This window comes from Bombella sp. ESL0385 (assembly GCF_009725755.1).
Lineage (GTDB): Bacteria > Pseudomonadota > Alphaproteobacteria > Acetobacterales > Acetobacteraceae > Bombella > Bombella pollinis.
Genome location: NZ_WNIJ01000002.1, coordinates 194,492 through 220,187, shown reverse-complemented (window position 1 = coordinate 220,187; position 25,696 = coordinate 194,492). Strand labels below are relative to the sequence as shown.

The 25,696-nt window shown below is 52.3% G+C and carries 26 protein-coding genes and 1 tRNA gene; 20 read left to right on the top strand and 7 right to left on the bottom strand.

Going from position 1 to position 25,696, the window contains the following annotated elements:
- Positions 1 to 48: 48 nt before the first annotated feature.
- From GM557_RS07295 to GM557_RS07220, 16 genes are all read left to right on the top strand, one after another.
- Positions 49 to 2,826 carry a hypothetical protein gene (locus tag GM557_RS07295; protein ID WP_155573691.1) on the top strand — a complete coding sequence of 926 codons (2,778 nt, stop codon included), beginning with the start codon at positions 49 to 51 and terminating at the stop codon, positions 2,824 to 2,826.
- Positions 2,827 to 2,863: 37 nt separating this feature from the next.
- Entirely contained in the window at positions 2,864 to 3,271 is a 408-nt protein-coding gene (locus GM557_RS07290) for a flagellar biosynthesis protein FlgB (protein ID WP_155573690.1), read from the top strand.
- Between the two features lie 43 nt (positions 3,272 to 3,314).
- A complete protein-coding gene (gene flgC / locus GM557_RS07285; protein WP_155573689.1) occupies positions 3,315 to 3,725 on the top strand; it encodes a flagellar basal body rod protein FlgC in 411 nt (136 codons plus the stop codon).
- 45 nt (positions 3,726 to 3,770) lie between these two features.
- Positions 3,771 to 4,601 carry a MotE family protein gene (locus GM557_RS07280; RefSeq protein WP_155573688.1) on the top strand — a complete coding sequence of 277 codons (831 nt, stop codon included), beginning with the start codon at positions 3,771 to 3,773 and terminating at the stop codon, positions 4,599 to 4,601.
- Positions 4,602 to 4,860: 259 nt separating this feature from the next.
- Positions 4,861 to 6,408 (top strand): methyl-accepting chemotaxis protein, encoded by a 1,548-nt coding sequence (locus tag GM557_RS07275; RefSeq protein ID WP_155573687.1) that lies wholly within the window; start codon positions 4,861 to 4,863, stop codon positions 6,406 to 6,408.
- The gene (locus GM557_RS07270; protein WP_155573686.1) at positions 6,408 to 6,713 is read left to right on the top strand and encodes an STAS domain-containing protein; all 306 of its coding nucleotides are present in this window, start codon (positions 6,408 to 6,410) and stop codon (positions 6,711 to 6,713) included. The genes GM557_RS07275 and GM557_RS07270 overlap by 1 nt, the downstream gene beginning before the upstream one ends.
- Entirely contained in the window at positions 6,703 to 7,086 is a 384-nt protein-coding gene (locus GM557_RS07265) for a response regulator (RefSeq protein ID WP_155573685.1), read from the top strand. Before GM557_RS07270 ends, GM557_RS07265 begins: the two co-directional genes overlap by 11 nt.
- A 12-nt stretch (positions 7,087 to 7,098) precedes the next feature.
- Positions 7,099 to 9,327 (top strand): chemotaxis protein CheA, encoded by a 2,229-nt coding sequence (locus tag GM557_RS07260; RefSeq protein ID WP_155573684.1) that lies wholly within the window; start codon positions 7,099 to 7,101, stop codon positions 9,325 to 9,327.
- A gap of 32 nt (positions 9,328 to 9,359) precedes the next feature.
- Positions 9,360 to 9,881, top strand: coding sequence for a chemotaxis protein CheW (locus GM557_RS07255; protein WP_155573683.1), 522 nt, complete (start codon positions 9,360 to 9,362; stop codon positions 9,879 to 9,881).
- A 5-nt stretch (positions 9,882 to 9,886) separates the two neighbouring features.
- Positions 9,887 to 10,720: a protein-glutamate O-methyltransferase CheR gene (locus GM557_RS07250; protein ID WP_155579578.1), complete on the top strand. Its 834-nt coding sequence runs from the start codon at positions 9,887 to 9,889 to the stop codon at positions 10,718 to 10,720.
- A gap of 4 nt (positions 10,721 to 10,724) precedes the next feature.
- Positions 10,725 to 11,771 (top strand): chemotaxis response regulator protein-glutamate methylesterase, encoded by a 1,047-nt coding sequence (locus GM557_RS07245; protein ID WP_155573681.1) that lies wholly within the window; start codon positions 10,725 to 10,727, stop codon positions 11,769 to 11,771.
- A gap of 81 nt (positions 11,772 to 11,852) precedes the next feature.
- The gene (locus tag GM557_RS07240) at positions 11,853 to 12,242 is read left to right on the top strand and encodes a response regulator (RefSeq protein ID WP_155573680.1); all 390 of its coding nucleotides are present in this window, start codon (positions 11,853 to 11,855) and stop codon (positions 12,240 to 12,242) included.
- Between the two features lie 134 nt (positions 12,243 to 12,376).
- Entirely contained in the window at positions 12,377 to 12,700 is a 324-nt protein-coding gene (locus tag GM557_RS07235; RefSeq protein WP_230873313.1) for a chemotaxis protein CheD, read from the top strand.
- A 28-nt stretch (positions 12,701 to 12,728) separates the two neighbouring features.
- Complete coding sequence (locus GM557_RS07230; RefSeq protein WP_155573679.1) at positions 12,729 to 13,088, top strand: hypothetical protein; 360 nt, start codon at positions 12,729 to 12,731, stop codon at positions 13,086 to 13,088.
- Positions 13,089 to 13,214: 126 nt separating this feature from the next.
- Positions 13,215 to 14,012, top strand: a complete 798-nt coding sequence (locus GM557_RS07225; RefSeq protein WP_155573678.1) for a hypothetical protein — start codon at positions 13,215 to 13,217, stop codon at positions 14,010 to 14,012.
- 131 nt (positions 14,013 to 14,143) lie between these two features.
- A complete protein-coding gene (locus GM557_RS07220; protein WP_230873312.1) occupies positions 14,144 to 15,970 on the top strand; it encodes a carbohydrate porin in 1,827 nt (608 codons plus the stop codon).
- Here the strand turns inward: GM557_RS07220 and GM557_RS07215 are convergent.
- On the bottom strand, positions 15,958 to 16,464 hold the full coding sequence (locus GM557_RS07215; RefSeq protein ID WP_155573677.1) for a phosphate-starvation-inducible PsiE family protein: 507 nt from the start codon (positions 16,462 to 16,464) through the stop codon (positions 15,958 to 15,960). The two genes, GM557_RS07220 and GM557_RS07215, sit on opposite strands and share 13 nt — an antisense overlap.
- A gap of 217 nt (positions 16,465 to 16,681) precedes the next feature.
- On the opposite strand from GM557_RS07215, the gene GM557_RS07210 reads away from it, so the two are divergent.
- Positions 16,682 to 17,062, top strand: coding sequence for a hypothetical protein (locus GM557_RS07210; protein ID WP_155573676.1), 381 nt, complete (start codon positions 16,682 to 16,684; stop codon positions 17,060 to 17,062).
- Positions 17,063 to 17,257: 195 nt separating this feature from the next.
- Here the strand turns inward: GM557_RS07210 and GM557_RS07205 are convergent.
- The 3 genes from GM557_RS07205 to GM557_RS07195 form a co-directional block, all read right to left on the bottom strand.
- A tRNA-Thr gene (locus GM557_RS07205) sits at positions 17,258 to 17,332 on the bottom strand.
- A gap of 86 nt (positions 17,333 to 17,418) precedes the next feature.
- The gene (locus tag GM557_RS07200) at positions 17,419 to 17,619 is read right to left on the bottom strand and encodes a hypothetical protein (RefSeq protein WP_155573675.1); all 201 of its coding nucleotides are present in this window, start codon (positions 17,617 to 17,619) and stop codon (positions 17,419 to 17,421) included.
- A gap of 55 nt (positions 17,620 to 17,674) precedes the next feature.
- Positions 17,675 to 18,814, bottom strand: a complete 1,140-nt coding sequence (locus GM557_RS07195) for an Mrp/NBP35 family ATP-binding protein (RefSeq protein ID WP_155573674.1) — start codon at positions 18,812 to 18,814, stop codon at positions 17,675 to 17,677.
- Positions 18,815 to 18,975: 161 nt separating this feature from the next.
- Between GM557_RS07195 and GM557_RS07190 the strand changes: the two genes are divergently transcribed.
- Positions 18,976 to 20,553: a Do family serine endopeptidase gene (locus tag GM557_RS07190; RefSeq protein WP_230880642.1), complete on the top strand. Its 1,578-nt coding sequence runs from the start codon at positions 18,976 to 18,978 to the stop codon at positions 20,551 to 20,553.
- A gap of 11 nt (positions 20,554 to 20,564) precedes the next feature.
- On the opposite strand, the gene GM557_RS07185 is transcribed toward GM557_RS07190, so the two are convergent.
- Positions 20,565 to 21,398 carry a TerB family tellurite resistance protein gene (locus tag GM557_RS07185; protein WP_155573672.1) on the bottom strand — a complete coding sequence of 278 codons (834 nt, stop codon included), beginning with the start codon at positions 21,396 to 21,398 and terminating at the stop codon, positions 20,565 to 20,567.
- A gap of 98 nt (positions 21,399 to 21,496) precedes the next feature.
- Positions 21,497 to 21,745, bottom strand: coding sequence for a ribbon-helix-helix domain-containing protein (locus tag GM557_RS07180; protein ID WP_099026877.1), 249 nt, complete (start codon positions 21,743 to 21,745; stop codon positions 21,497 to 21,499).
- Positions 21,746 to 21,827: 82 nt separating this feature from the next.
- Here GM557_RS07180 and GM557_RS07175 point away from each other — a divergent pair, with 82 nt between their 5' ends.
- The gene (locus GM557_RS07175) at positions 21,828 to 23,393 is read left to right on the top strand and encodes an adenosine deaminase (protein WP_230880641.1); all 1,566 of its coding nucleotides are present in this window, start codon (positions 21,828 to 21,830) and stop codon (positions 23,391 to 23,393) included.
- Between the two features lie 48 nt (positions 23,394 to 23,441).
- Complete coding sequence (locus tag GM557_RS07170; RefSeq protein ID WP_155573671.1) at positions 23,442 to 24,515, top strand: purine nucleoside permease; 1,074 nt, start codon at positions 23,442 to 23,444, stop codon at positions 24,513 to 24,515.
- A 19-nt stretch (positions 24,516 to 24,534) separates the two neighbouring features.
- Here the strand turns inward: GM557_RS07170 and tgt are convergent, their stop codons facing one another.
- Complete coding sequence (gene tgt, locus GM557_RS07165) at positions 24,535 to 25,683, bottom strand: tRNA guanosine(34) transglycosylase Tgt (protein WP_155573751.1); 1,149 nt, start codon at positions 25,681 to 25,683, stop codon at positions 24,535 to 24,537.
- Positions 25,684 to 25,696 lie beyond the last annotated feature (13 nt).

The following is a 25,696-nucleotide window of genomic DNA, read 5'->3' as shown; positions in this document are numbered from 1 at the left end:
GGCCTGTGAGGGCCGTGCGGACCGAATCGCGGCCGGGCGGGGAGAGGAATGCGTGAGCGGAATGATATGATGGGGGATTGCAGCACGATGATGCGCGCTGTTCGTAAGGCTGTGCGGCGGCTGCCCGTATTGGGATGGCGGACAGCTTGTTATGGTGCTGTGGGTATGCTCCTCATCGGGGGGTATGACGGTGGGAGCCGGAGGGTGCTGTTGGCATCATCGGCTTTTGCTGTGCCATCGTCCCCTCATGCACATTCGGCGCGCATCACTCGTGGGGCGAAGCATCAACGCAAAGCGGCTGCATCGCACCATGCTGAAAATGTCGCTAATAGTGAAACATTAGGGCAAATGCACATTAAGCCGGGGGATCCTTTATTGGATGAATTGCCCGCTGGCTGGGGTGTGCATGTGCTTGGCGTTGGTGGTCCACAGGGAGGAAAAGCTCCTAAAGAGAGTTCTACTCATTCTGTGAAGAAAGTGGCGCGTCCACCTCATACGATACAGCCAGCGGAGGTGACTGCCACCAAACCGGAGGGTCACCCAGCTGCTGCGGGAGCGGTGGGGCTTGCCGCAGGGGTAGGGGATGCGTCTGTTCCCTCTCAGGCAGTGGGGCATATACCGGCTGCAACAGCATCTTCACGCAATCGGATTCTTATCCCTGTACCGGGGCAGATGGGGATAGCGGCGTATCAAAGTGGGGACCGTCTCATCATTTTGGTGGATGGCCGCCACCTTATGGACATAGCGGCCCTGCGTGGGGATGGCATGTTTGCACAGTTGAGTGTGACGGCTTTACCCGATGTAACGATGATTACTCTGCCTGTGCCAGATACACGGGCTTTATATCTCTCGCAGCAAAGTAATGGCTGGGTGTTAGGTGATCAACCACCGCCTGCTGTTGATTATACCGATAGGCGTGAAATCAGCCCAACATTGCGTGAGGATGGTCTTTACTTCCCTATGCGGAAGCCGGGACGTGTTTTCTCGGTTGAAGACCCCGTCTCAAATACGCCCTTATTAGTAGGGACAACGGTTTTAGATGATGGTGGGATGCTCTCTTTACGGCGGGGAGTGGATTATGACGTATGGCCCTCTCTGGAGGGGATCGTCATTGCTCAGCATGATCCGCCACAGGTGACGATGAAGGCCGTTGCTAAAGGGGACCTCCTCCAACGTGCGGATGGTCGTCCTTTGTCGGATTTGGATCGTGCGATTTATGCCAGTGATGTAGATTTAAATTGGTTAGGGCTTAAAAATCTCACCCCAGCCCAAGCACGAGAGCGTTATCGCCATGCCTTAATCGCGGCGGCTGATTCCACACCGGGAGAGCGGTTTAAAAAACGGTTTGAGGCAGCACAAGCGGCGTTAGGGGTTGGAATCTTCCCCGAGGCACGGGCGATTATGGATGTCGCTTTGGAGGATGACCCGGAGGAAGCCTTTCGCCCGGATGTGCGCTTCTTTCTGGCAGCGACGGATTTGCTGACAGGCCAGATGAAAGGGGCCTCACAGCTCATGCAGCAATGGCCGGAGCAGGCTATACGCGCAACGAAGCTCTGGCAGGGGCTTTATGAAGCTCTAGCAGGGGGGAAGGATAGCGAGGCGGCTCATCTTCTTGCCCGCGATATGCCCCGTTTGATGAATTATCCAGAGCCGTTGCGGTCCTTCTTGCTGCCCATCGCGGCAGAAACCATCGCCCGCCATGGCGGCTCAGCAGAATGGCATGCTTTGGACCATCTGCCGGAGGGGAGTGCGTATCAATTTGCGAAGGCGGTGCGTGCGTTACGCTCTGGGCGTGAGGATGAGGCGATCCATCTCTTGGAGGATTTGTCTGTTGATAAAGACCCTATCGTGGCGGAAAAAGCGATGGAGGAAGGCATAGCCCTCAGCGTGCGTGATGGGCATATCGACTCTGAGAAAGCGGCGCGGCAATATGCTTCTCTCCTGCCTGATGCTCGCCTTGCAGGGCGTGATGGTGTGGTGAATATGTTGCGGGCTGGGGCGAATATTCGTGCAAAAAAATGGGAAGCCGCTTTGCAAGCCCTTAATCAAGTGGAGGATACACCACTTCAACAAGACCCGGCGCGTATACAGGCTCTTTTAGGCAAGGCTTTAACAGGCTTAATGCAGGACTTGCCTCATGGGGCATCGGCTGGGCAATCCCCACAGGATGAAGCGGCGTTGGTGCGTGGGGCTGCGCTCATGCGGGCTTATTTGCCAGACCTTTTGCCAAGTGACCAAAAAGGGACTTTGCAGCTTTCTTATGGCCAGCTTTTGGGGCGGTTAGGGTTAGCTGATAAAGCTGGTGAGGCCATGACAACGGCCATCCCTATGATAACTGACCCACAAAAGCGGGCAGCCGGTGGGGATATGTTGGCAGAGAATGAAATTAAGCGCGGCTTGTTTGATGAAGCCTCTGCCACATTAGCGCAAACGGCTCCTAACCCCATGCCCCCGCAGGAAGCGGCTGAGCGGAATCGCATTATGGCGCGTATGGCTGCGGCGTCTGGCAAGCCAGAAATCGCCCTTTATTTGCTCAGTGCCGACCAATCTTCTCAAGGGGCCGATATGCGGGCACGCTTGCATGAAAATCGGGAGGAGTGGCCTGCTGCAATAGCGGATTTGCGCGGCATGGTAGAGCATGACTTGCCAGAGCAAGGGGCCTTGGACGTATCGCAGCAGCTTTTGGCCTTACGTTTTGCCTCTGATGCGTCCCGTGCGGGGGATGTGGGTATGCTGAATTGGATTAAAAACCGCGTAGGTGAACGTCCTTTTGAGGGCGATGCAGGGCGTATGTTCCAACTGCTTGTCTCGCCAGAACAAGATTAGGAATGGCCTAAAGCGGATGGGGAAAGGATAGAGCGCGATGAGTAATATGATAACAGGGCCGGGGCAGGGCACGGATCTTCTCCACCTTGCGGAGCGGCGGATGAGTTGGCTGCAAAATCGTGAATCCGTGTTGGCAGGGAATGTCGCTAATGCCAACACGCCGCATTATAGCCCTAAAGATGTTACGCCGTTTCAGGGTGTGGTGAATGCGGCACATATGGTGGCGTTAAAGCGTACACAGCCGGGGCATATGCTAGGGCCAGCAGGGGAGAGCCACGCTAAGCGAGAAGGGGGGCGTGCCTCTTTGGATGGTAACCGTGTGGTTTTGGAAGATGAGCTAGGCAAAATTGCGCAAACAAGTGACCAGCAGCGTTTCGCGACAACCGTTTATGGCCGTTATATGGGCATGTACGGCATGGCTTTGGGCAGTTCTGGCGGGCAATAAGCCTTGCTTTATGGTTTTGTTTTGAGTGTGAGAGGGATGAGAGATGGATTTTTCTGATACAATTGGTGTTTCAGCCGCTGGGATGCGGGCACAAACAGCACGTTTGCGTGTTGCGGCGGAGAATCTTGCAAATGCTGAGACGACAGGAGCATCGCCGGGAGCGGACCCGTATCGCCGTAAAATTGTAACCTTTAAAGAATCGTTGGATCGTGCCAGTGGCGTTTCCAGCGTTGCGATACGTTCGGTTGGGGAGGATCAATCCGACTTCCAAATGCGGTACGACCCGGCCCATCCTGCGGCTAATGAGCAAGGCTATGTGAAGATGCCGAATGTGAGTTCCATTGTAGAGATTATGGATAGTCATGACGCTCAACATTCATATGAGGCTAATTTGAATGCCTTGCAGGTAACACGCGCTATGTTGACGCGCGCTATTAATGTCATGCGGGATTGAGGAAGCGGTGTTGTTTGCACTGCGCCGGGTATGAGGACGGATATTATGAGAGGACGTGCTAGGGCTGTGAAAAAACCGGGCTTTTCCCTTAGTAAGATTACAAATCTTGCCTCCTGTTTGATGACGGTCCTTTTGGCGTTGAATCTTCATTCTCTCGCGGCGCAGATTAGCCAGCCTAATACGGAGAAGGAGCCCCCAAAGAATGGTGCAGAGCTGGAGAAGAAGGGGGTAATAGCAGCCCGGAGTGATGGCGAGAAAACGCCCCTTCAGCCTACAGCAACGGGTGCAGTGCCGAAAAAGACGCATCCGACTACAGTGCGCGTTTATGTCAATAAATTACAGGGATGGACGCCGCTTAATGGTTTGGCAGAAGGGGACCCGGCCTCTGGAGAGAAAGATGAGGATGCGTTGGAGCCGCGTGTTAAAACGGCAGAGCAGGGGTTAAATGAGGAAATCTTGGCTCATCGTCAGGCGATGCAAGGGCAGGCAGAGGCTTTAAAGCAGCAACAAAAAAGCCTTGAAGCTGAGCAAAAAGAACTTGATGAGAAGTTGCAAGCGTTAGGGCGTAATGCTTCGGAACTATCTGCTGAGCAAGACCAACGCCGCCAAGATGTGGAGCATAGTATTGACCGGCTCGCGCGCATTTATGAGCAAATGTCCCCGCGTGATGCTGCCGCTATGTTTGATGTATTGGATATGCGCGTCATGGTCCCGGTAGCACAACATATGATACCGCGCCGTATTTCTGAAGTTATTGGAAATATGACGCCAGACCGGGCTAATGTTTTGTCACAATATTTAGCAGGTATTCGTAAATTAAGCCCTGATGCGATGAATCGTCTTAATAGTCCGGTGGATTGTAATATTGCTAAATGAGCTGTATTCTCCACAAATTAACAGGATCAAATAAAGTTAAAATGAGCTAATGGAAGGTAAATGGAAGCCTATATTATGTCTATTTTTTGATAAATAGCCTTCTTTTTGCTGATATTCTGCCTTATTTAAGGTTAAATTGTGGCATGGTCATAATTCATATGGCTATAATAAGGCTTATGTCTTGTAATTTCGCAGCCCGTTGGGGGATATTGGCCATGCTGAACGGGGATGAATCTTCTGGAGGGAAGGGAGGAGTCTGATGTTCAAATGGCTTTACAGAGATGCTTTGTTCCGCGTGCAAGTGCGTGTAGCGATGTTGGCGATTGAGTTTTATCTAGCGGTGCAGCTGCTTGTGGAGGGGGTGGGTTATCTCCAAAAGAAGCAGTTTGATAGTGTTGCATTTATTAATGTCGGTACGCTTGTTTTTGGCATGTTGCTAGTATGGGGCGTATGGCTTTTTCTTACAAAAGCTTTAACAGAGCCTGTAGAGCGTTTGATGGGTATGGGTGCCGCTTTAGATGAGGGCTACACACCAGATATTAGCCAATATGAAGGCCGTAAGAATTGTGTAGGGCGGCTTGGTAAGCTGCTTGCCTCTTTAGCGGTGAGTTTGCAGGAGCAAAAAGCGGCAGAAAAAGCGCATGGTGAAGCGGCTAATAAAGCCATGGAGGCCATGGAGGAGCTGCGTGAACGTGAGGTGCGAACTCATTCTGTTGTAGAGGAGCTAAACCGTGCTTTGCAACGATTAGCGCAAGGGGATCTCTCCATCCGCATCATGAGCGAGTTATTTAGTGGGGAGTTTGGCCCAGTGCGGGAGGCTTTTAATGGTTCTTTAGCGGGGTTAGGGGCGGCACTTTCGGCTGTGGCAGAAAGCTCCAATATGATTGCTAATGGGGCGAGCGAAATCTCCACAGCCTCTGATGACCTTGCAAAACGGACAGAGCGTCAGGCGGCGAGCCTTGGGCAGGTTACATCCTTTGTAAAATCTATCTCAGCGGGGTTTCAAACCACAGTGAGCAACTGCTCTTATGCTAGTAATGAGACTAGAGAGACGTTGCAGAAGGTTAAGACAGCCTCTACGGGGATGGAGCAGACTCGTGAGGCGATGAACTCTATCAAAACATCATCAGATGATATTGTGCAGATTACGCGCTCGGTGAGTGATATTGCGTTTAAAACCAATGTTCTTGCGTTGAATGCGAGCGTAGAGGCGGCGCGTGCTGGTGAGGCGGGCCGTGGTTTTGCAGTGGTTGCAAAAGAGGTGCAATCCCTAGCGGAGCAATCTGCCAAAGCGGCTGATATGATTCGTGATGTGTTAGAGACCGCTACAGCCCATGTGCAAGAGGGTGTACGCCTTGTTGCGCGGACAAGTGGGTTGCTTCAGGATGTTGAAGAAGGCACCGAGGCTCTGGCAGAGCGTGTTGAAGTGGTGACCCAAGCCACCGATGAGCAAGCGCGTAGTTTGGCGGAGGTTTCTGACGCGGTAAGCAGTATGGATGGCATGACCCAGCAAAATGCGGCGATGGTCGAGCAATCCACAGCGGCAAGCCATAATTTGACGACACAAGCCCTTAAATTGCGTGAAACATTAGCAACTTTCACAATCGGGGGGGGCACGGAGCATAGTGCGTTGTTAGGCCGCAGCCAGCTAAAGGCCTTGCCGCAAGAAGGAGCACCGGTCTTCTCGGCGGGAACGAAGCAAAAGGCAGCATCGCCTTTGTTGGCCAGCCGTCATGGTGAGATTCAGCAGGATGGAAAAATCTTACCAACACATTCTGATGATGAAGATGGTTGGGAACATTTCTAATGGTCGCGCTTATGGAGGGAGCTAGTCCCATAATCACCCTGCCGTCACGATTGGATACAAAAGCAGCGGATGGTTTAAAGCAGTTGCTTTTGGAGGGGCTGGCAGAGCATCAGGGGGGAGAAGCCCTCAGGCTGGATGCATCGCATGTGGAATATGTTGGCGGATTATGCGTGCGATTACTGCTCGCGAGTGGGCTGAAGGTTAGCGCGTGGTCTGACAAAGCAGAGGAAGCCTTCACGCTCTTTGGCGTCCGCGGCCAGCTTTTGGCGCATGAGGGGGCAGAGGAGGCTCATTATGGTGGATAATCAAGCTATCAGGGTGCTGACGGTTGATGATTCGCGCACTATGCAAGGCATGTTGCGGAAAGTCTTGGGGGATGCGGGGTATGATGTCATCCAAGGTGGTGATGGTGTGGAAGGGCTAGAGGCCCTCCAGCAGGCTAATCCAGCCCCACAAGCGATTATTACCGATATTAATATGCCGCGGATGGATGGTTTCCAATTTATCGAGGCGGTACGCGGGATAGAGGCATTTGCGCATCTTCCTATCATCTGCCTTACGACCGAAATTGATGAAGAAAAGAAACAGCGGGCGCGCTCCCTTGGGGCAACCGGGTGGATAGCAAAGCCGTTTAGTGCCGAGAAACTCGTCTGGGCTATAAAGCGTGTCACAGCGTAAGGGAGCATGGTTATGAGTGATGTCATGGATGATATCCTTAAAATCTTCTTTGAGGAATGTGATGAGCTCCTTCCTGAATTGGAAAGAGGCCTTAGCGAACTCTCAGAGGATGATGCTGACCCGGAGACAATTAACGCTATTTTCCGGGCGGTTCATTCCATTAAAGGCGGGGCGGCTTCATTTGGATTGGAGCGTCTTGTACGTTTTGCTCATGTTTATGAGAGCGCGTTAGATTGTTTGCGCTCCGGGCAGGTGAGGCCCGATTCTGCAACAGTGAAGACATTCTTCATAGCGATGGATGTGTTGAGCGATCTTGTTTCTGAATCAAAACAAACTGGCGAGAGAGTCGATAATCACCGTGTTGATGAGAATATCCATAAATTAGAGGAGATTATTGGGGCGCGACCAGAGGAGGAGCCTGTTGTAGAGCTGGAGGATTCTGCAGCTCTGGAAGGGTTTGTCCCCGTCACGGTAGATTTAGAGGCGTTTGATTTTGACGATCCTGCGGAGGAAGCCACCCCCCTAACAGAGACATTGCGAGTGAGTTTTCGTCCCCATGGGGAGCTGTATGAGCGCGGTGATGATGCGCGTAACTTATTATTAGGGTTAAAGAGCCTTTTGCCATCAGAGCAAGCGGCGGCTATGGTGGTGAGCTGTCAGCAACAAGATCTCCCCCCTTTAGCGGACCTTCCCGTAGATGAAGGTTGCCTTGGGTGGGAGGTGCATCTCCCTATTGGAGCTGAAGGTCCAACAGAGGCTGATGTGCATAATGTGTTCGACTGGGTGAGTGATGTATGTGACCTCACCATCAGCCGAGGAGAACAGCCTGTAGAAGATGAAATCTCTGATGAGGCTGAGTGTGTTGCGCCGATAGTCTTAGAGCCAGATTGTGCAAAGCCCCCCAAGGAGGAGCCTCATCCTGTACAGCCCGTACAAGAGGAAGGTCCTTCTACTTCACCCTCATCCAAACAGGGGCGTAAACAAGAGCAGCATGCGTCCATCCGTGTTGATACAGGTCGGATTGGTATGTTGATGGATATGGTAGGGGAGATGGTGATTGGTCAGGCCTCCCTAGAATCCGCCTTATCACAGCAAGGTGTTACACAAGATCAAGAGCTGGTGAAGCGACTAGCAGTTTTGAAGACCCTTACGCGGGATATTCAAGAGGCTGTTATGGCGATTCGCGCTCAGCCTGTTCGGCATGTCTTTCAGCGGATGCAACGTGTTGTACGGGAGGGAAGTGGCCTCGCGGGGAAAGATGTCCGTCTGATTTTGGAGGGTGAGGAGACGGAAATTGATCGGACGTTGATCGAAAATCTCACAGATCCACTAACCCACATGCTGCGTAATGCGATTGACCATGGGATTGAAGATAAAGAGACCCGGCAGGCGGCGGGTAAGCCAGCCCAAGGGACCATTAGGCTTTCAGCCCGTCATCGCTCTGGTCGGATTTTGATAGAGATTCAAGATGATGGGGGTGGGATTAATAGCCAGCGTGTTTTGCAGACAGCGATTAAACGCGGCATTGTTTCAGCACAGGCTGTTTTGGATGAGCATGAGATTAACGAGCTTATCTTTGCCCCCGGCTTCTCTACGGCTGATGCTGTTTCGGACCTTTCCGGCCGTGGGGTGGGGATGGATGTGGTTCGCCAAGCGATTCAGACCCTAGGAGGGCGGGTGATGATTAAAAGTACACCCGGGCAGGGGACGCTATTTACTTTGAGCCTACCGCTTACCCTCGCTGTATTGGATGGGATGTTGATAGAGTGTCGTGGTGCGGTGATGGTGGTGCCAGTCTCCTCCGTGGTGGAGCTCGTCACAGTGGATGTGAAGGAGGATATTTATCATCTGCCAGATGGGAGCCATGTTGTCTCGATTAGAACACGCTGTATCCCTCTGATTTATCTGGGTGATGAACTGACTCTCCCGCAGGATTATAGCGATGTGACTGGTCCTAACCATATGGGGCGGGCTGGTGAGGGTGATCAACTCATGGTCCTTGTGGTGGAAAATGAGGCCGGGGCCCGGGCAGCTTTGGTGGTAGATGGCGTGCGTGACCAAGCGCAAGTCGTCATCAAAAGCATCGAGAAGAATTACCGTCCCATCAAGGGGGTTTCTGCAGCAACAATCCTTGGGGATGGAAGTGTGGCGTTGATTTTAGACGTATCGACCTTAATTGTTTCTGCTACGAAACGTATTGATACGCGCGCCTTAGAAGTACTTGCTGAACATAATGCGTGAAGAATGACGCATCGGAAGAAAGGTGGAGAAAGATGCCCGTAACGACTAATAGACAAGCCCCCTCAAAAGAGACCGGGGTTGTGGCGCATGCTCCTACGGGAAAAGAGCAGATGATTATCTTCACTGTGGGGGAGCAGCGTTATTGTATTCCTATCCTCCGCATTCGCGAGATAAGGGAGTTTGAAGCCCCAACGTATTTGCCGCATTGCCCTGCTTATGTAGAGGGGGCCATTAATATTCGCGGGAATATCGTAACTGTTGTTAATCTCGCTCGTTATTTAGGGACAGAGATGCAAGAGGGGAATGAGCGGCGGGTTGTTATCATTATTGAGGATAGTACAAGCCGAACGACCTGCGGGCTGTTGGTTGATAGTGTAATTGGCATTACAGATATTATCTTAGATGAGATACAGCCCATCTCTGTTGATGGTGGTGCTGCGGAATTAAGCGGTCTTGTGAGTATTGATGAGCGTGTCATCCGTATTCTGCAATTAGATACATTATTAGCGCGCTTATTGGGGGCTAATCTTATCCATACAGATGGGGTGTCATGAGCGTCATGGACGTTCCAGATAGCTTTGCGTACTCCGCAACGGACTTTCACCGTGTGCAGGAGATTGCGCGTTTGGAGGCGGGGATTCATCTTCCTCATTCTAAGCGGAGCCTTGTGTTCTCCCGTGTGTCCCGCCGCATCCGTGCCACTGGCGGGGAGTCATTTCGCGATTATCTGGACTATGTGACCTCCCAAGCGGGTCGGGCAGAGCTACAAGAGTTAATCTGTGTTCTTACAACAAATGTGACGCAGTTCTTCCGGGAGAAGGCTCATTTTGAGCATCTGGAAACAGAGCTTTTGCCAAAATTAGGGGCTTCTTTACGCCAAGGGGGGCGGGGGCGGTTGTGGTCTGCGGCCTGCTCTACCGGGCAAGAGCCTTGGAGCATGGCTATGTCGGTCATGGCGCGTGTCCCTGATGCACCACGTTGGGATATGCGGATTCTTGCAACAGATATTAATCATGCTGTTGTGGAGACAGGACGTAAGGGAGAATACAGGGCAGAGGACCTCCAAGCTGTACCACAGCGTTGGCGGGAGACCTATATGCAGCAAGCCGGGGATGACACCTTCACTATGGGGGCAGATATTCGCCGGCTTGTGACGTTTCGGTCGCTTAATTTGAATCGAGCTTGGCCGTTTCATGGTCAGTTTGATGCTATTTTCTGCCGAAATGTAGTGATTTATTTTGATGACGAAACGCGCAATGCGCTTTGGAAACGTCTTGCCGAGCGGCTTGTTCCCGGTGGCTTTCTTTATGTGGGTCATTCCGAGCGGGTGGATTGTACAACCGCATGTCAGTTGGATGTTGTAGCCCCAACCATCTATAGAAAGAGGAATTAAGAGCATGAAGGAGCGCATCAAGGTCCTTATTGTTGATGATTCGCGGACCGCACGGGAGCTGATAAAACGCTCTTTTCTCAAATATCCAGAAATTGAGGTCATCGGCCTTGCGTCTAATCCGCTTGAGGCACGGGATATGATTATTGAGAATCAACCCGATGTTATTACGCTAGATATTGAAATGCCGGGGATGAATGGCCTTCAATTTTTAGAAAAGATTATGCGTCTGCGGCCTATTCCTGTTGTTATGGTCTCTAGCATGACGACAAAAGGGGCGAATACAGCGATTACGGCGTTACAAATGGGCGCGTTTGAATGTTTCCCCAAGCAAGATTGTGCTGGGGAGTCCTTTGCGGGGCTGGGGCAAATTGTTTTAGAGGCTGCACAGTCTCGCCCCGGTTTGTGGCATCAACGGGCTGAGAATCCTCTCTCGGCAAAACCGAGCATGGTAAAAATGCCGTTGCCTAAGGCGTGGCGTTTAAGCTTTGGCCTTGTGGGGATTGGTTCTTCCACCGGTGGGGTGGAAGCGGTGGAGGAGGTGTTAAAAGACCTCCCCGCGCATAGTCCGCCGCTTGTGGTATGCCAGCATATGCCGTCTCTTTACACAGCAAGCTTTGCCCAACGCTTAGACAGCATCATTCCTCAGCTCTCTATTGCAGAGGCGAAAGATGGCGAAGCCTTAACGCCAGGGATGGTGCGTATTGCCCCCGGTGGGAGCAAGCATCTCATTGTGGGGAAGGAAGGTACTCAATATGTAACGCGCTTAAGAGATGGTGCGCCGGTGGGCGGGCATCGTCCAGCGGTGGATAGTTTGTTTCATTCCATAGCGCAGGTTGTGGGGAAGAAAGCCTTGGGGATTATCCTTACAGGGATGGGGCGTGATGGGGCTGATGGCCTTTTAGCTATGCGTAAAGCGGGGGCTAGGACAATAGGGCAGGATAAGGCATCTTCTGTCGTTTATGGCATGCCGCGTGTTGCGGCAGAGTTGGGAGCTGTAGAGCATGAAGTGGCTTTGGGAGAGATTGCACGCTTTGCGATGGGGTTACAGTGAGGCTGTAAACCGGGCACGCTAAGGCATAATGCTATAGTTGCTTTTATGATTGATGATTTAATGGGCAGAAAGGGTTAGAAAATGCCGTCCGCATCTCAGATTCGAGCCTTAATTGTAGATGATCAAGCCTCTATTCGGCAGGTATTGGCCAGCCATATGGCAGAGATTGGCTTTAAAGGTGTTGTGCAACGTAAAGATGGCAAAGAAGCCTTAGAGTATTTAGAGGGCCACCCGGTTCATCTTGTTATTTCTGATTTTAACATGCCGGGTATGGATGGTTTAGCCTTATTAGAGGCTGTGCGCGCTAACCCGAAGACGTCTAAATTAGCTTTTATTATCCTTACAGGGGAGGCTAATGCGGGCCTAGTACAAAAGGCTGTGTCGGCAGGGGTCAATAACTTTCTAGCAAAGCCTTATACATTGGCAAAGCTGAAGGAAACGTTGGAAAAAGTCTTTGGGCCTATCAGGTGACATCGCCACTGAATATCATGACCTTGATACAAGGGGAGCTAGCGGTTTCGGATGATTCATCTGTCGTGTTTAGCACCTTGCTTGGTTCATGTATTTCGGTGTGCATGTATGACCCATATGCGGGGGTAGGAGGGATGAATCATTTTCTCTTACCGGGGGAGGATTGTGTCGGGTCAAGCTCTAGCACAGCGTATCTTTATGGGGTTAATGCCATGAATCACCTTATAGAGCGTCTGATAAAAGCGGGCTGTGTAAGAGAACGTCTTGAATGTAAGGCGTTTGGTGGGGCGTCGGTTTTGTCCGTAGCCAGTGATATCGGGCAAAAGAATGTTGATTTCTTATGGGATTATGTAAAGCGGACGCATCTGCACTGCGTTGCTTATAGTCTTGGCGGGCATAAAGTACGCCGTATCCGGTTTTGGCCTACAACGGGAAAAGTATTGCAGCATAAATGCTGATGTAAAATGAGCATATGGAGGCACGAGTATGAACAAAGGGACTATCATACAGGCAGCTGCCTTAGTGCAACGTCTAGCCATGGTGTTGGATGATAGTTGTCATAAACTATCTGATGTACAAGAGGCGGTCGCTCGTTACATTGCAACTGGGAACTTAAATGCAGAGCAAATGGAACGCCTGCAAGAACTTGACGCGTTAACGCAAGAGATAGAAGCCGTACGCTCTGTATTAAAGCGCATGGGATGTTCGATGGCTAATTTAGATAATTTAAATTATTCATCTGATTCTATTCTTAAAGATGTTCATCTTTCGCAGGTAAGACATATTTTAAATCATGGTAAAGCTTTGAATGATAAGGAAATTCATGGTGATGTTACACTCTTTTAACGCTATTTTATAGCATTATGTTTTAGGTGGGTACAGTATGTGTTTATGAAGGGATGAATAGGTCGAGGATTTCCTTCATCATTTCTCCTTAAAGCCGTTTGGTTGGGAGGGGATAGAGAGAGTGACGTGATTGGCATCATTGTAGCAACAGCTGATGGGGCTGTGTTTCAACAACAAGGCTATATGAGTGATGAGGCTGCGCGCTTTTTAGTGGGGTATCGCGAGGCTGCGGCGTTAGTAGGGTTTGGGGTGCGGATGCTGCCTGTTATTCTTACAGGGGCTTGGTCTTTCCCGGGGACAGAGCAGTTAGGGGAGGAGAAGCGATGCCTTGTAGGGCTGCATGATGGGAGCGGTAATGATGATATTTACCGGTCTGTGTTGCAGTATTACCCTATGGCATTGGATAGTGATGATGAGGTGGTTGTTTCCTTCATCGCGGTGGATAATTTTCAGCATTGCCCGGTAGAAGAAGCTTTTGATACAGGGCGATTGGCTGCGTGTTTTGATATTGCTGCATGGGCTGTTGATTCATTACCATACCGTCCAAGTACTGGTATTTATGATCTAACAAAGCATGATGTTAAAGCATTGTCACTTGGTGTTTGGGTTAATATTTTAGCGACATGGTTATCGCGTATAGGTATTTTCTCTAATGAGTTTTTAGAGAAAATACGTTTGGTTATTTGCAGATTTGTTATTGAGAAACTTGCTTGTATAAAAAAAGGGGCCACAGCTAATGTGGAAGCCTATATAAAAGAGCAGCCGGGTATTATGGCGCGATTGGTTGATATGATGGGACATTGTTCGGATGAGCGATTATCTTATTTGCCGATGGACCCAGAGGCATTATGCCGAGCTATTCTGGTGCGTTCGTTACGGTTTTTCCAAGCGGAGGGGGAGGAAAACGGTAAGGAAGGGCAGTAGTTTTTCCCACACTGTGACAAAGTAGTGACAAGTTATTCTTGATTATCTGCTCATATAGACGTGATTAATATTCTTTCATAAAATGCGCCTATCTTTTTAATGAGGCTGGCCGATAGGGAAGCGTTGACTATATGAGCGTATCTTTCTCAGCGTTATATCGTTGTTTTACTGCGACTTTTTGCTTCTGTGCGACTGCTTCGCCTTTATGGGCTGCGGGGGAGCCAGCAGCGTATGAGCATGCGCTTTCTTACTCTGCTCCCAAAGGTGTGTCGCCCGTGATGAAGGTAGCAGGTAAAACCATTCAGCCTGAGACAAAAGCGGGGCAAATGGAATATCTCTTTAAAAAAGGCGGTCAACATACCTCTCCGCCCTTGCATACAGCTCCCCCTCTGGCATCGGCTCAAGCACAGCGGGAAACGGCAGAGCATACAGCGCAGATTTTTATGCGTCATATGGGGATGAAGACGCAGCCTTATTCCAATTACCCTAAGGAGGAGTTTGGGGTTTTTGGGGAAAATGGAAAAGAATTGCTAGAGCGGGTGAATATCCCGTTGCATGAAGGTGACCCGGAGAGCAAATCTGGCCCACCTTTGCCCCACCCAGAGGCCTTGCTACCACAGATGAAGTGGAACCATTGGCTGCGGGATCGTGGCGTTGCTATTATGGTTGATACAACGAACGAGTTTGCCGGGGCGATTACCAGCCCGACTAAAGGATTGGGCTTAAAGCAGGGTTCCTCCAATGCGGGGCAATATAGTTTTGAAAATGATATTGATTGGTACAAATTAGCCGGTATTCGTGGCTTTGAGACGCATATTATTGGCGTGGGCCGTTATGGCATTTCCGCAAGTAAGATGTTTGGGGATAATACAAACCCCAGTCAGGAAATCTATGGCGGTGGCGGTAATGTCGTGTTCCATCTTGTCCATTTTTATGGGGAGGAAACATTATGGGGTGGGCGTCTGAATATTGCTATGGGGCGGATGTCTAGCAATACAGACTTTGCCAATAGCCCACTTTACTGTAACTTTATGAATAATGCCTTCTGCGGTAACCCGAAGGCTGTGACGGATAACTATGTGCGTTCCTCTTATCCGGGGACAAACTGGGCGGCGCGTATTCGGGCACGGCCAACAAATAGTACTTATATTCAGGTTGGTGTGTATTTCCCAGAGCGCGGCATTTACGGTGTGCAGGAGAACCGAACCGGTTTTAAGTTCAATGGCGCGATGATTAGTGGTGTCTTGACGCCTATTGAGTTCGGTTGGGAGCCAGAGTTCGGTAAAGCGCATTTATCTGGCCATTATAAAGTTGGTTTTGCGCCTGATACATCAGACCATTATCTCGGTGTGTATAATCCCCCTAACCGCCGTAATGCTGGACAAACGATGATGAGAATCCCGAATTGCCCGACCTGCAATGGCGTTGGGGATGCGGTGCCGGGGACAGGGATTCGCCGTAACTTCAACTGGGGTATGTGGTTCTTGGCCGACCAGATGATTATCCGCCATCCTACCAAAGATACGGTGGAAGGGGGTTTGATTGCCTTCTTTGATGCGTATTGGAACAAGCCAGATGTTGCCATGCGCGGTAAATTATACGCTTTTGGGTTGGTTGATACTGGCTTTTGGCGTGCGCGCCCGCTTGATACCGTGGGTGTATCTTTCTCTTATACAGGTTCTAGCCATTCCACACGGGCGGCGCAGCGTTTCCAGGTGGAGCATGGCATGGCTCCAGCGGCGGGCAGCCCTTATTATTCCTCTGGCGGGGCCCCGCTTATGTGGGGGTCTTATGGGGTGCAGCGTTGGGGGAGTACGCTGGAGGCCACATACCGTATCCATGTCATGCGGGGTGTGACCTTCGCGCCGGACTTCCAATATTACTTTAACCCCGGCATGCAGCGCGTTTTAAAAGACGCGGCGATGCTTGGCTTTAAATCACACGTTCAGTTCTTCTGAGGTTGCGTGTCTTGGCTTGTCTGTGAGGGTGGAGGGGTTGTGGCATCAACACGTGCCATCGCCTTACCCCGGACAAGCCAATAAGCTGCAGAAAGTGATAAAACAGCAGCGGAGAGGGCGAGCAGTTCGCGGACATTGACACCGTTAAGGTCCAGCACGATGAACTTACGTACCGCGGCCATCATGCCGATGAGCAAGACCGAACGCATACGAATCATTCCTTGGGATTCTGAACCCGGCAAGACGAGGATGGAGTGGCGGAACTCCAAAGCGATTAGCACTGTGAAAAAGAGGCCGAAGACTTCCTGCAATATAGCGGGGTCTGTAGGTTGTAAGCCTGCATGAAGCACCAGCTTTACAACGGCCACTACGACATGCAGCAACCCTAAGCAGGCGACAATGGTGATGCAGAGGGAGAGGATGAGCATAGCTCCCCCCTCAAAGAGATCAAATAAACGGGCAAGCCCGATGAAACCGGGGAAGGTGTTTTTCATGAAACGGCAAAAGCCTTTAATCTGTGTAGGGATGACGCCTATATTGGGCGATTATGTCATGTCATAACCATCATATTATGGCGAGGAAAGGCTTTATATCACAAGCAGAGGGAGCAAAATATGTTGGTTTGCTCTTTATTGCTGCTTTTAGAAAGAGCTAGATAGTGTGCGTGAAATAACGTAACGCTTATCGGGTATGTTTTTGGAGGTTAAGAGAATGAAACGTCTTTTACTATGTGCCACTCTGCTTCTGCCTTTATCTGCCCCGGTAGCGGCACACGCTGCGGATGTACAGCAGGTGGATATACAACATGCTGAAACGCAGCATCTTGTTGTGGGTATTGGTCTGAAACATTGTAAGTTCCACTTAAACAGCAAAGACCCTATGGCAAAGCCTTTGGTGTATAGCTGGGTGCAGGGTGCAATAACTGGCATTGATAACGCTATGGCCGCTGCAACGGGGAAAGAGCTGCTTATCAATAAGGTGACATCTAGCGATGTTATTATCTCTGTGTTTGATAGCGTCTGTCGCTCTAATCCCACAATGACGATTGAGGCCGCAGCGAATGAGACATATGGCAAATTGCTAAAGCGGTAACAGCATTAGTACGGCACAAACGGCACCTGTCTCCCCTATTTTTAAGGGGGGAGGCAGGTGCCAAGCGACTCTGATAAAATTGGCTTCTCGAAAAGTATGTTGGCTTTTATCCGGCCTTAGATACGCTTTATACGTTCCATAGGTCCTACGCGCTTAGCGCGATGCCATAAAAACCAGCAGAATGGTGGGGAATCATGGTGCCGGATGAGAGATTCGAACTCCCGGCCTTCGGTTTACAAAACCGCTGCACTACCACTGTGCTAATCCGGCGACGGAGGCTTCATCTCATTTTTGGAGAGTGAAATCAAGAGGGAAAATGCAAAAACGGAGAAATAGCCGCAGCTTTAAGGCAAAGCTTAATGTGCGGCGGGGCCTTGATGCTGGGTGAGATGCTCTGGCGGGGCGAGGACGGGGCCATTGGCGACAAAGCCGTACCCATCTGAGGAGAGGCCGCGATGAGCGACCTCTTGATGGGTGGTGCAGGCCGTAAGGCTAACGCACATCATAGTAAGGCTGATAACGAGGAGCCATTTATGAGGGGAATAAAGAGAGGCCATAAACTATGCTTTCAGAAGATGATGGGCGTTTTATACCAAAAAATGGATAACAACATCACGCCGCGTCATGGTGGCTGAGCTGATCCTTTAGGTGGCGGGCGATGGCTGTATAAGCCTGCGAGGCGGGGTTGTCAGGCTCGCGCAGGACGAGGGGGGTGCCTTCATCGGCACTGCATCGGATGTCGCGCAGCAAAGGAATCTCACCTAAAAAGGGGATGTTAAGGGCGTTTGCTTCTTCCTTTGCGCCCCCATGGCCAAAGAGGTCTGTTCGCTCATGGCAATGAGGGCAGCAGAAATAGGACATATTCTCAATCAACCCTAAAAGGGGCGTGCCTATTTTCTCAAATAATGTCACGCCACGGCGGGCATCTAGCAGGGCAATATCTTGGGGGGTTGAGACAATCACAGCCCCGCCCTTTTGTAGTTTGTCAGATAATTTCCGTGTGAGGGTGAGTTGCGCATCACCCGTACCGGGGGGGAGGTCCACAATGAGAACGTCTAACGCCCCCCACGAGACGTCGCTCATTAATTGAGTGAGGGCCCCCATGACCATGGGGCCACGCCAAATCATCGCTTGTTCTTTCTCAACAAGATAGCCGATGGACATGGTCTTAAGCCCCCAACGCTCAAGCGGGAGGAGCTTGCCATGGTCCACTATGGGTTTTTGGGTTTCACCTAACATATGCGGGAGGGAGGGGCCGTAAATATCGGCATCAAGCAAGCCGGTTTTCAGGCCCAGCCGCGCAAGGCTGCAAGCGAGATTGACGGCCGTGGTGGATTTACCAACTCCCCCTTTGCCAGAGGCCACAGCGATGACGGCTTTTACCTCTGGCAAGTATGCCTCTGGTGGGGCGGCATGATTTGTAGAGTCGGGTTTAGGGCGTTCACCTAAAGCGAGTGGGCGATGGCCACCTGTAGAAGGGGCCGCTTGTGATGGGCTGGTGGACGGTGAACGATGGGCTGTCAGAGATAATGTGAGTCGCTCGATAGCCGGATGATGCGTAATAGCGTCCTCAAAAGCTTGACGGTTTTTATGTAAAAGAGGCACGCCTTTTGCGGTGATGCGTAGAATGAGATGAGCATGGCCATGCTCTAAGGTTAGGGCCTCGATTGTGGCATGAGGGGCTAAATGATGGGCCTCAAGCAGTGTTGTGATGTGCTGCGTGAGGGTGGTTGTGTCGTCTTGAGCAGTCATGGGGCAAGGTCTCTCGTGCATAAAACTGCCTCATGAGGCAAAAAAACATAAACAAACGCGTTGGAAGGATGACGGCCAGCGCGTGGTGGGGTAGTTTCTATCACATGAGCCGATTCATGTATTCTTCTCTTCTTTCATCTTCGCGTGCATGGCTGTCTTGCATGGTGTCATGCGCACTCCTCTCTGGTGTGATGGTGCCGTCTCATAGGGCATGGGCACAAGGGGAGGCAGGGACGGAGGCCCCCGCTGCTACAGGGCCTATGACGACCGCGCAGGAGGCCGGGGCGGCACGCGCAGCGCATGAGGCGGCGATGATGCCCGGCTTTGCAGCCTTAACGGATAGGCTTTTGCCTGCGGTGGTGAATATTTCCGTCTCCAGCGTTATCCATGCTGATGAGCATCAGCCAGAAGGCCCCGATGGGAGTGCCCCCGCCGGGCCGCAATCCTCGCCTTTCCCCCTCGGTTCGCCCTTGGAGAAGTTTTTTCATGATTATCTCCATCATCGGCATGAGGATGGTAAGCCGGAGCGGCAGGTGCAGGCTTTAGGCTCAGGCTTTATTATCGACCCTTCCGGTGTGGTCGTGACGAATAATCATGTGATTGAGAATGCACAGCAAGTTAGCGTGACCCTCTCCGATGGGACGGAATATCCTGCGCGGATTGTAGGGCGGGATAGTAAAGAGGACCTCGCGGTGTTGCAGGTCACGGCGGATCGTCCTTTACCCTCTGTCCCGTTAGGCCGTAGTGATGAGGCCCGGATTGGTGATTGGGTCTTAGCCATTGGTAATCCTTTTGGGTTGAGCGGTACGGTGACAGCGGGGATTATCTCCTCGCGTAAGCGCAATGTGGACCATGGTTTGTATGATGATTTCATCCAGACTGATGCGGCTATTAACCATGGTAATTCTGGTGGGCCACTCTTTAACCTGAAAGGGGAAGTGATTGGCATTAATACGCTGATTTATGGGGGATCAGGCGGGGATTCGATTGGTATTGGCTTTGCCATCCCCGCTGATGATGCGCGTGGGATTATCGCCCAATTACGGCAGAGGGGTTATGTACGCCGGGGCTGGTTGGGCGTGCGGTATCAGGATGTTACGCGGACGATGGCAGAGGACCTCTCCTTCCATAAAGAGGGGGATTCAACGGGGAAGATGTGGGGAACAGGGGCCATTGTGGCAGAGGTTATGAAGGATGGCCCTGCTCAAAAGGCAGGGTTACAGGTTGGTGATATTCTCACCGCTCTAAACGGCCAACCTGTGACAGGCCAAACATTGCCACGCCTTGTTGCAGGGCATGAGCCGGAGGAGCATGTTCGTTTCACTCTATGGCGGCGTGGGGCGTATCAGGTGGTGGACTTCACGTTAGGGAAAAACCCGGAGGAGAAAGACCCGCTCCCCTCCGATACGCACCCGCCTGAGCATGCTGTAAAAACACTGCATGACCTCGGCTTGAAGCTCGGGGTTATCGACCAGACAGCCCGTACACAATATGAGCTGAGTGATAGTCAGCGCGGTGTATTGGTGTTGCGTGTGTTTGATGGCAGCCCTGCTGCGAGCCGTATGATGGCAGAGGGGAATGTGATTCTCCAAGTGGGGGAACAAGAGGTGAATACGCCAGATGCGTTACAACACGCCCTTGACCGCGCACGGGAGCTGAAACGGACGGATATTCTGCTGCTTGTGCAGGATAAAGAGGGCCTGCGCTGGGTGCCGCTCCCGCTGGGAGTCACGCCGTAACGTCGTGGCGGTTATAGACCGCGATCGCGTTTAATTTGGTCCCATGCGGCATTGATGCGCGCGATGCGCTCTTGCGCGGCTTTGCGCTGAGCGTCGGTCATGGGTTGTTGGGCGAGGCGGTCAGGGTGATATTCACGGATTAAGACGCGCCAACGGGTGCGGACCTCGCTATCACTGGCTTGTGCGCTAATGCCGAGGATGCGGTAACAATCCGCCGCGGAGGAGGTCGATGCAGCACGGGCTTGGCCTGTCTCTGCGCGTTCCCATACACGGGCGGAAAGGCGAAAGGCCCGATGAGTCCGGCGGAGAAAGTCTTGCTCTAAGGGGTGAAGTTCCGCCCCAGCGGGGAGGTCAGCTTTCGCAATCCGAAAGAGGACGGTCAGCAGGCTTTCTAGCGGTTCGGGCCTATCGGCAAAGGCACGGCCAAGCTCTTGGGCGTATAGTTCAAAATCATCTGTCCGTTCGCGGGCGCGGTCAAAAAGGAGGCCGACTTCCTTTTGATTCTCCGCTGGGAAGCGAAATGCCGCTTTAAATGCGTTAATTTCTGCCCGATTTACGGGGCCGTCAATTTTGGCCAATTTGGCCGAGAGGGTGACGACCCCCAGCCCGTAAAGCTGGTCTGTTTTACCAAAAAGAGCCGCGAGTTTTGCCGCTGTAAAAAAGGCAGCATTATGGGGGTCTGGCCGCCCTTGGGTGGGGAAGCGATCCCCCCATGTGCCAGAAGGCGGGGTGAGAATCTTATCCGTATCGGTAAGGTGCCCTAAAATCATCCCAAGAAGGCCACCGACCGGCCCGCCAGCGGCAAAACCGGCTACCCCACCAAACATCTTTCCCCAGAAAGCCATCGCCGCCTCCGTGATTCGAGCCAGGTCAGCTTATCATGGAGATTAGAGCAGCGGGAATAGGTAAGAGCGTATAATAGGCGTGATGAAAGCGCAGCGCGTTAGGGGGGTGTATGATGCTGGTGTTGGGCAAAACGTAAGGCGGAAAGGCGCAAGAGCGAGGCCAGTGATTGTTCTGGTGGGCGGTCTGTATCAAGCTTAGCGATAAAGGTAGCCAAGGGGCATTGGGCGTGGCGGGCCATGCTCTCCAGCACTTGCCAAAACTCTGCTTCTAAAGCGATGGAGGTCCTATGCCCATATAGGCTGAGGCTGCGTTTTTGGAGGCGATACGCTGTTGGGTTGTGCTGCATAAGAGGAGATAGTGACAGGTCGTGCCGTATGGGGGAAGGGGATTTTCTTGTCAGTTACGCGTAGGGACGCCATGATAGGGCTATGAGAGTCTTACAGCTTTTATCCTGCCTTATTATTATGATGGTTCACCCAGCTTATGCGGCGGCGGGTGTGCTCTCGGTCCCCGCATTATTTGAGTCGCTTAAAAGTGACCCTGTGCGGCTGGAGCTTTTCTTACGAGCCTTCCCCAAAGGGGCGGATTTGCATAATCATCTCTCTGGTGCGGTATATGCGGAGAGCTTTTTAAAATGGGCCGCGCAGGATGGGCTTTGTGTTTCGCTTACAGAGCAAACGATTCTATCTAAACCATGCCCCCATCCGGCAGCGGGGCAGATACAGGCGGCTTTGTTAGCGGATAATGCCGCAGCGTGGGATAAGATGGTCAATGCGCTTTCCATGCGGCATTATGTGCCAACGGGGGAGGATCGCTCCGGTCATGACCACTTCTTTGCGACCTTTTTGCGGTTTGCTGTGGTGGATCAGGCTCATCAAGGCGATATGTTGGCCGAGGCAGCCAATCAAGCCGCCCGTGACCATGTGCATTATGTAGAGCTACAAATTGCCCCGCTCTCCTTCCCCCTTTTAGGGGAGATGATGCACAAGGCCTCCTTACCGCCCCTTAAAAATACTGCTGATTTAAAAGCCGCTTATGAGGCTCTGCGTCCTGCGTTGGGCCAGATGGGCGCGCTCTCGCGTCAGGCTGTGGATGCGATGGAGGCCCGCGCCCATGCTGTGATGCAATGTGGCACCAGCCATGCCGCAGCTGGGTGTGGCGTGACGATACGTTATCATTATTCCATTTTACGCATTTTCCCTGCGCCTTTTGTATGGACGCAGCTTGTGGCTGCTTATGAGAGCGTTAAGCAGGATGCGCGTTTTGTGGGGGTGAATATCGTAGCCCCAGAGGATGACCCCATCGCCCTGCGTGATTACGACCTGCATATGCAGATGTTCCATTATCTCAATCAACGCTACCCCGGCACGCATTTGAGCCTTCATGCAGGGGAGGTAACACCGTCTCTCGTGCCTGCGGCGGATTTGGACCATCATATCCGTGAGGCGATTGAGGTCGCAGGGGCGGAGCGTATTGGCCATGGGGTGGATGTGCTGTGGGAGCGCGACCCGGTAGGGTTGCTGCATGAGATGGCAAAGCGGAAGATTTTAGTGGAGGTAAATCTCACCAGTAATGATGAGATTTTGTCCGTTAAGGGCGCGCGCCATCCTTTCCCGCTTTACCGTTATGCGGGTGTGCCTGTGGCCCTCTCCACCGATGATGAAGGCGTCTCGCGTAGTGATTTAACGCAAGATTATATGCGGGCCGTGCTGGCTTATCATCTGGATTATCCGACTCTTATTCAGCTTTCCCGCACGAGTTTGGAATATGGGTTCCTACCGGGGGAGAGCTTATGGGTAGGGCGGCAACCGGGGCAGATTGTGCCTTCCTGTGCAGGGGGTGGAGAGTGGGGGCGGGCTGATAATATCGCCTCTGATTGCACCCGCCTTCTACAGCGGAGTTTAAAGGCCAAGTTGCAATGGCAGTTAGAGGCGGCCTTTCACCACTTTGAGGCCGATATAATGGCAAATCCTTTATTGACTTCTACACCATAAGGGCCGTGTGATGATGAGAGGGAAGGCATGATCATGAGTTGTAGCAGGATGAGACGGTTTTGCGGCGTTATGCTAGCGGGCGTCATAGCTGGGGTAGGAATAGGGGTTAAAGCCCACGCGCAGGCCGCGCCGCTGGAGGTGCGCGTTGTGGTGGTGACGACCTTTGAGCTTGGGCAGGATAGAGGCGATATGCCGGGGGAGTTTCAACATTGGGTGGAGCGTTACCCGTTGGAGCAAAGCTTCCCTGCACCGGGGACGGAGCATGGTGTGCTGCGCTATAACGCGCAGGACCATGTGTTGGGGCTTGTAAGCGGGGAAGGCCCCAGCCATATGGCCGCCGCCATTACGGCTTTAGCGTTAGACCCTCGTTTTGACCTCCGTCATGCTTATTTCATATTAGCTGGGATTGCGGGGGTGAACCCATATAAAGCAAGCCTCGGCTCGGCCGCTTGGGCGCGTTATGTGGTCAATGGTGGGGCTGCACATCTTATTGATTCACGTGAAATACCAGCCGATTGGCCGGATGGCTTTACGCCTCTCCAAGGGCATGTACCTGATGAGTACCCCCGCCCGCCGCTTCATTCCATCGCGGGGGATATGGCGTATCAGTTACGGCCTTCTTTGGTGCAATGGGCGTATGAGCGCACAAAGGCCATCACTTTGCCCGATAACGCAGCCTTACAGGCCCATCGTCATGTTTATCAAGACTTTCCCGAGGCTCTAAAGCCCCCTCATGTGATGATAGGCGATACCATCTCTAGCGAGACTTATTGGCTCGGGGCGCGGATGAATCGTTGGGCAGAGCGGTGGGTGTCTTATTGGACGGACCATCAAGGGGAGATGGTGACAACAGCGGAGGAAGATATTGCCCTCTGCCAAGCTTTGGCCTTGCAAGCGAAAGCGGGCCGTGTGGATGCGCAGCGTATCCTTATCCTACGGACTGCCAGCAATTTTGATATGCCGCCCACCGCTGTTACCCCCGCGACGATGTTGGCCAATGCCGCGCATGAGGAAAATCTACCGGGCCTTCATGCCGCAACGGACGCCGCTTATCGTGTTGCCAGCCCCATTGTGCGGCACTTAGCGACAGATTGGGCCCGGTATAAGGAGCATGTCCCCTAACCTTAAAAGAGGGGGAGAGTTAATCTTGATGGTAGCGAGGCATGGGGTATTCCTCCTCGCTCCAATCGCCTTTGGCCCAGTTTTGGCGGAGTTCGGCTGCGGTTTGCTCTAATGTACCTGCTATAATTGCAGCGCGAATTTGGCGCATGAGCCGTTGATAATAGGCAAGATTATGAAGGGTGAGGAGCATCGGCCCTAACATCTCATTCGCGCGGAAAAGATGATGAAGATAAGCGCGGCTATAACGGCCTGCCATAGGGCTATCATCATCTGGCGAGATAGGCCGTGTATCTTCAGCAAAGCGAGCATTGCGGAGGTTCAATGTCCCGCGCTCGGTATAAGCGCGGGCAGTACGGCCAGCACGGGAGGGCATGACGCAATCGAACATATCGCAGCCACGCATAACGGCCCCTAAGAGGTCATCAGGCGTGCCAACACCCATGAGATAACGTGGTTGGTCCTCAGGGAGGAGGGGGGTTGTATAATCCAGCGTGGAGAACATCAGCTCTTGCCCTTCCCCCACGGCGAGGCCGCCAATCGCATAGCCCTCAAAGCCGATGTCACGCAGGGCGCGGGCGGATTCTGCGCGTAGGTCGGGCTCTGTCCCACCTTGGACAATGCCGAATTGCCCATAGCCGGGGCGGGCGATAAATGCCTCGCGGGAGCGCGCTGCCCATCGCATAGAACGCTGCATGGAGGCCGCTAGCACCTCTTTAGTAGCGGGGAGGGCAGGACATTCATCAAAGGCCATTGTGATGGTGGCATCTAGCTTATATTGGATGTCTGTCGAGCTTTCAGGCGTGAGGCGGTGGGCACTGCCATCAATATGGGAGCGGAAGGTCACGCCATCTTCATCCATCTTACGCAATGGCCCTAAGGACATGACTTGGAAGCCACCAGAATCGGTTAGGATAGGCCCTGGCCAATCCATCATGCGGTGTAAGCCCCCTAGGCGTTGTACGCGCTCTGCGGTGGGGCGGAGCATGAGGTGATAGGTATTGCCCAGCACAATACCAGCCCCGGTAGCCCGCACATTATCCATCGTAATGCCTTTGACCGTCCCGACCGTCCCAACAGGCATAAAGGTTGGGGTGGGGACACTGCCGTGGCGTGTGTGCAGCCACCCCGCTCTGGCTTGCCCAGATTGGGCTTCCTTTTGCCAATGCATATGCTCGGAGGCG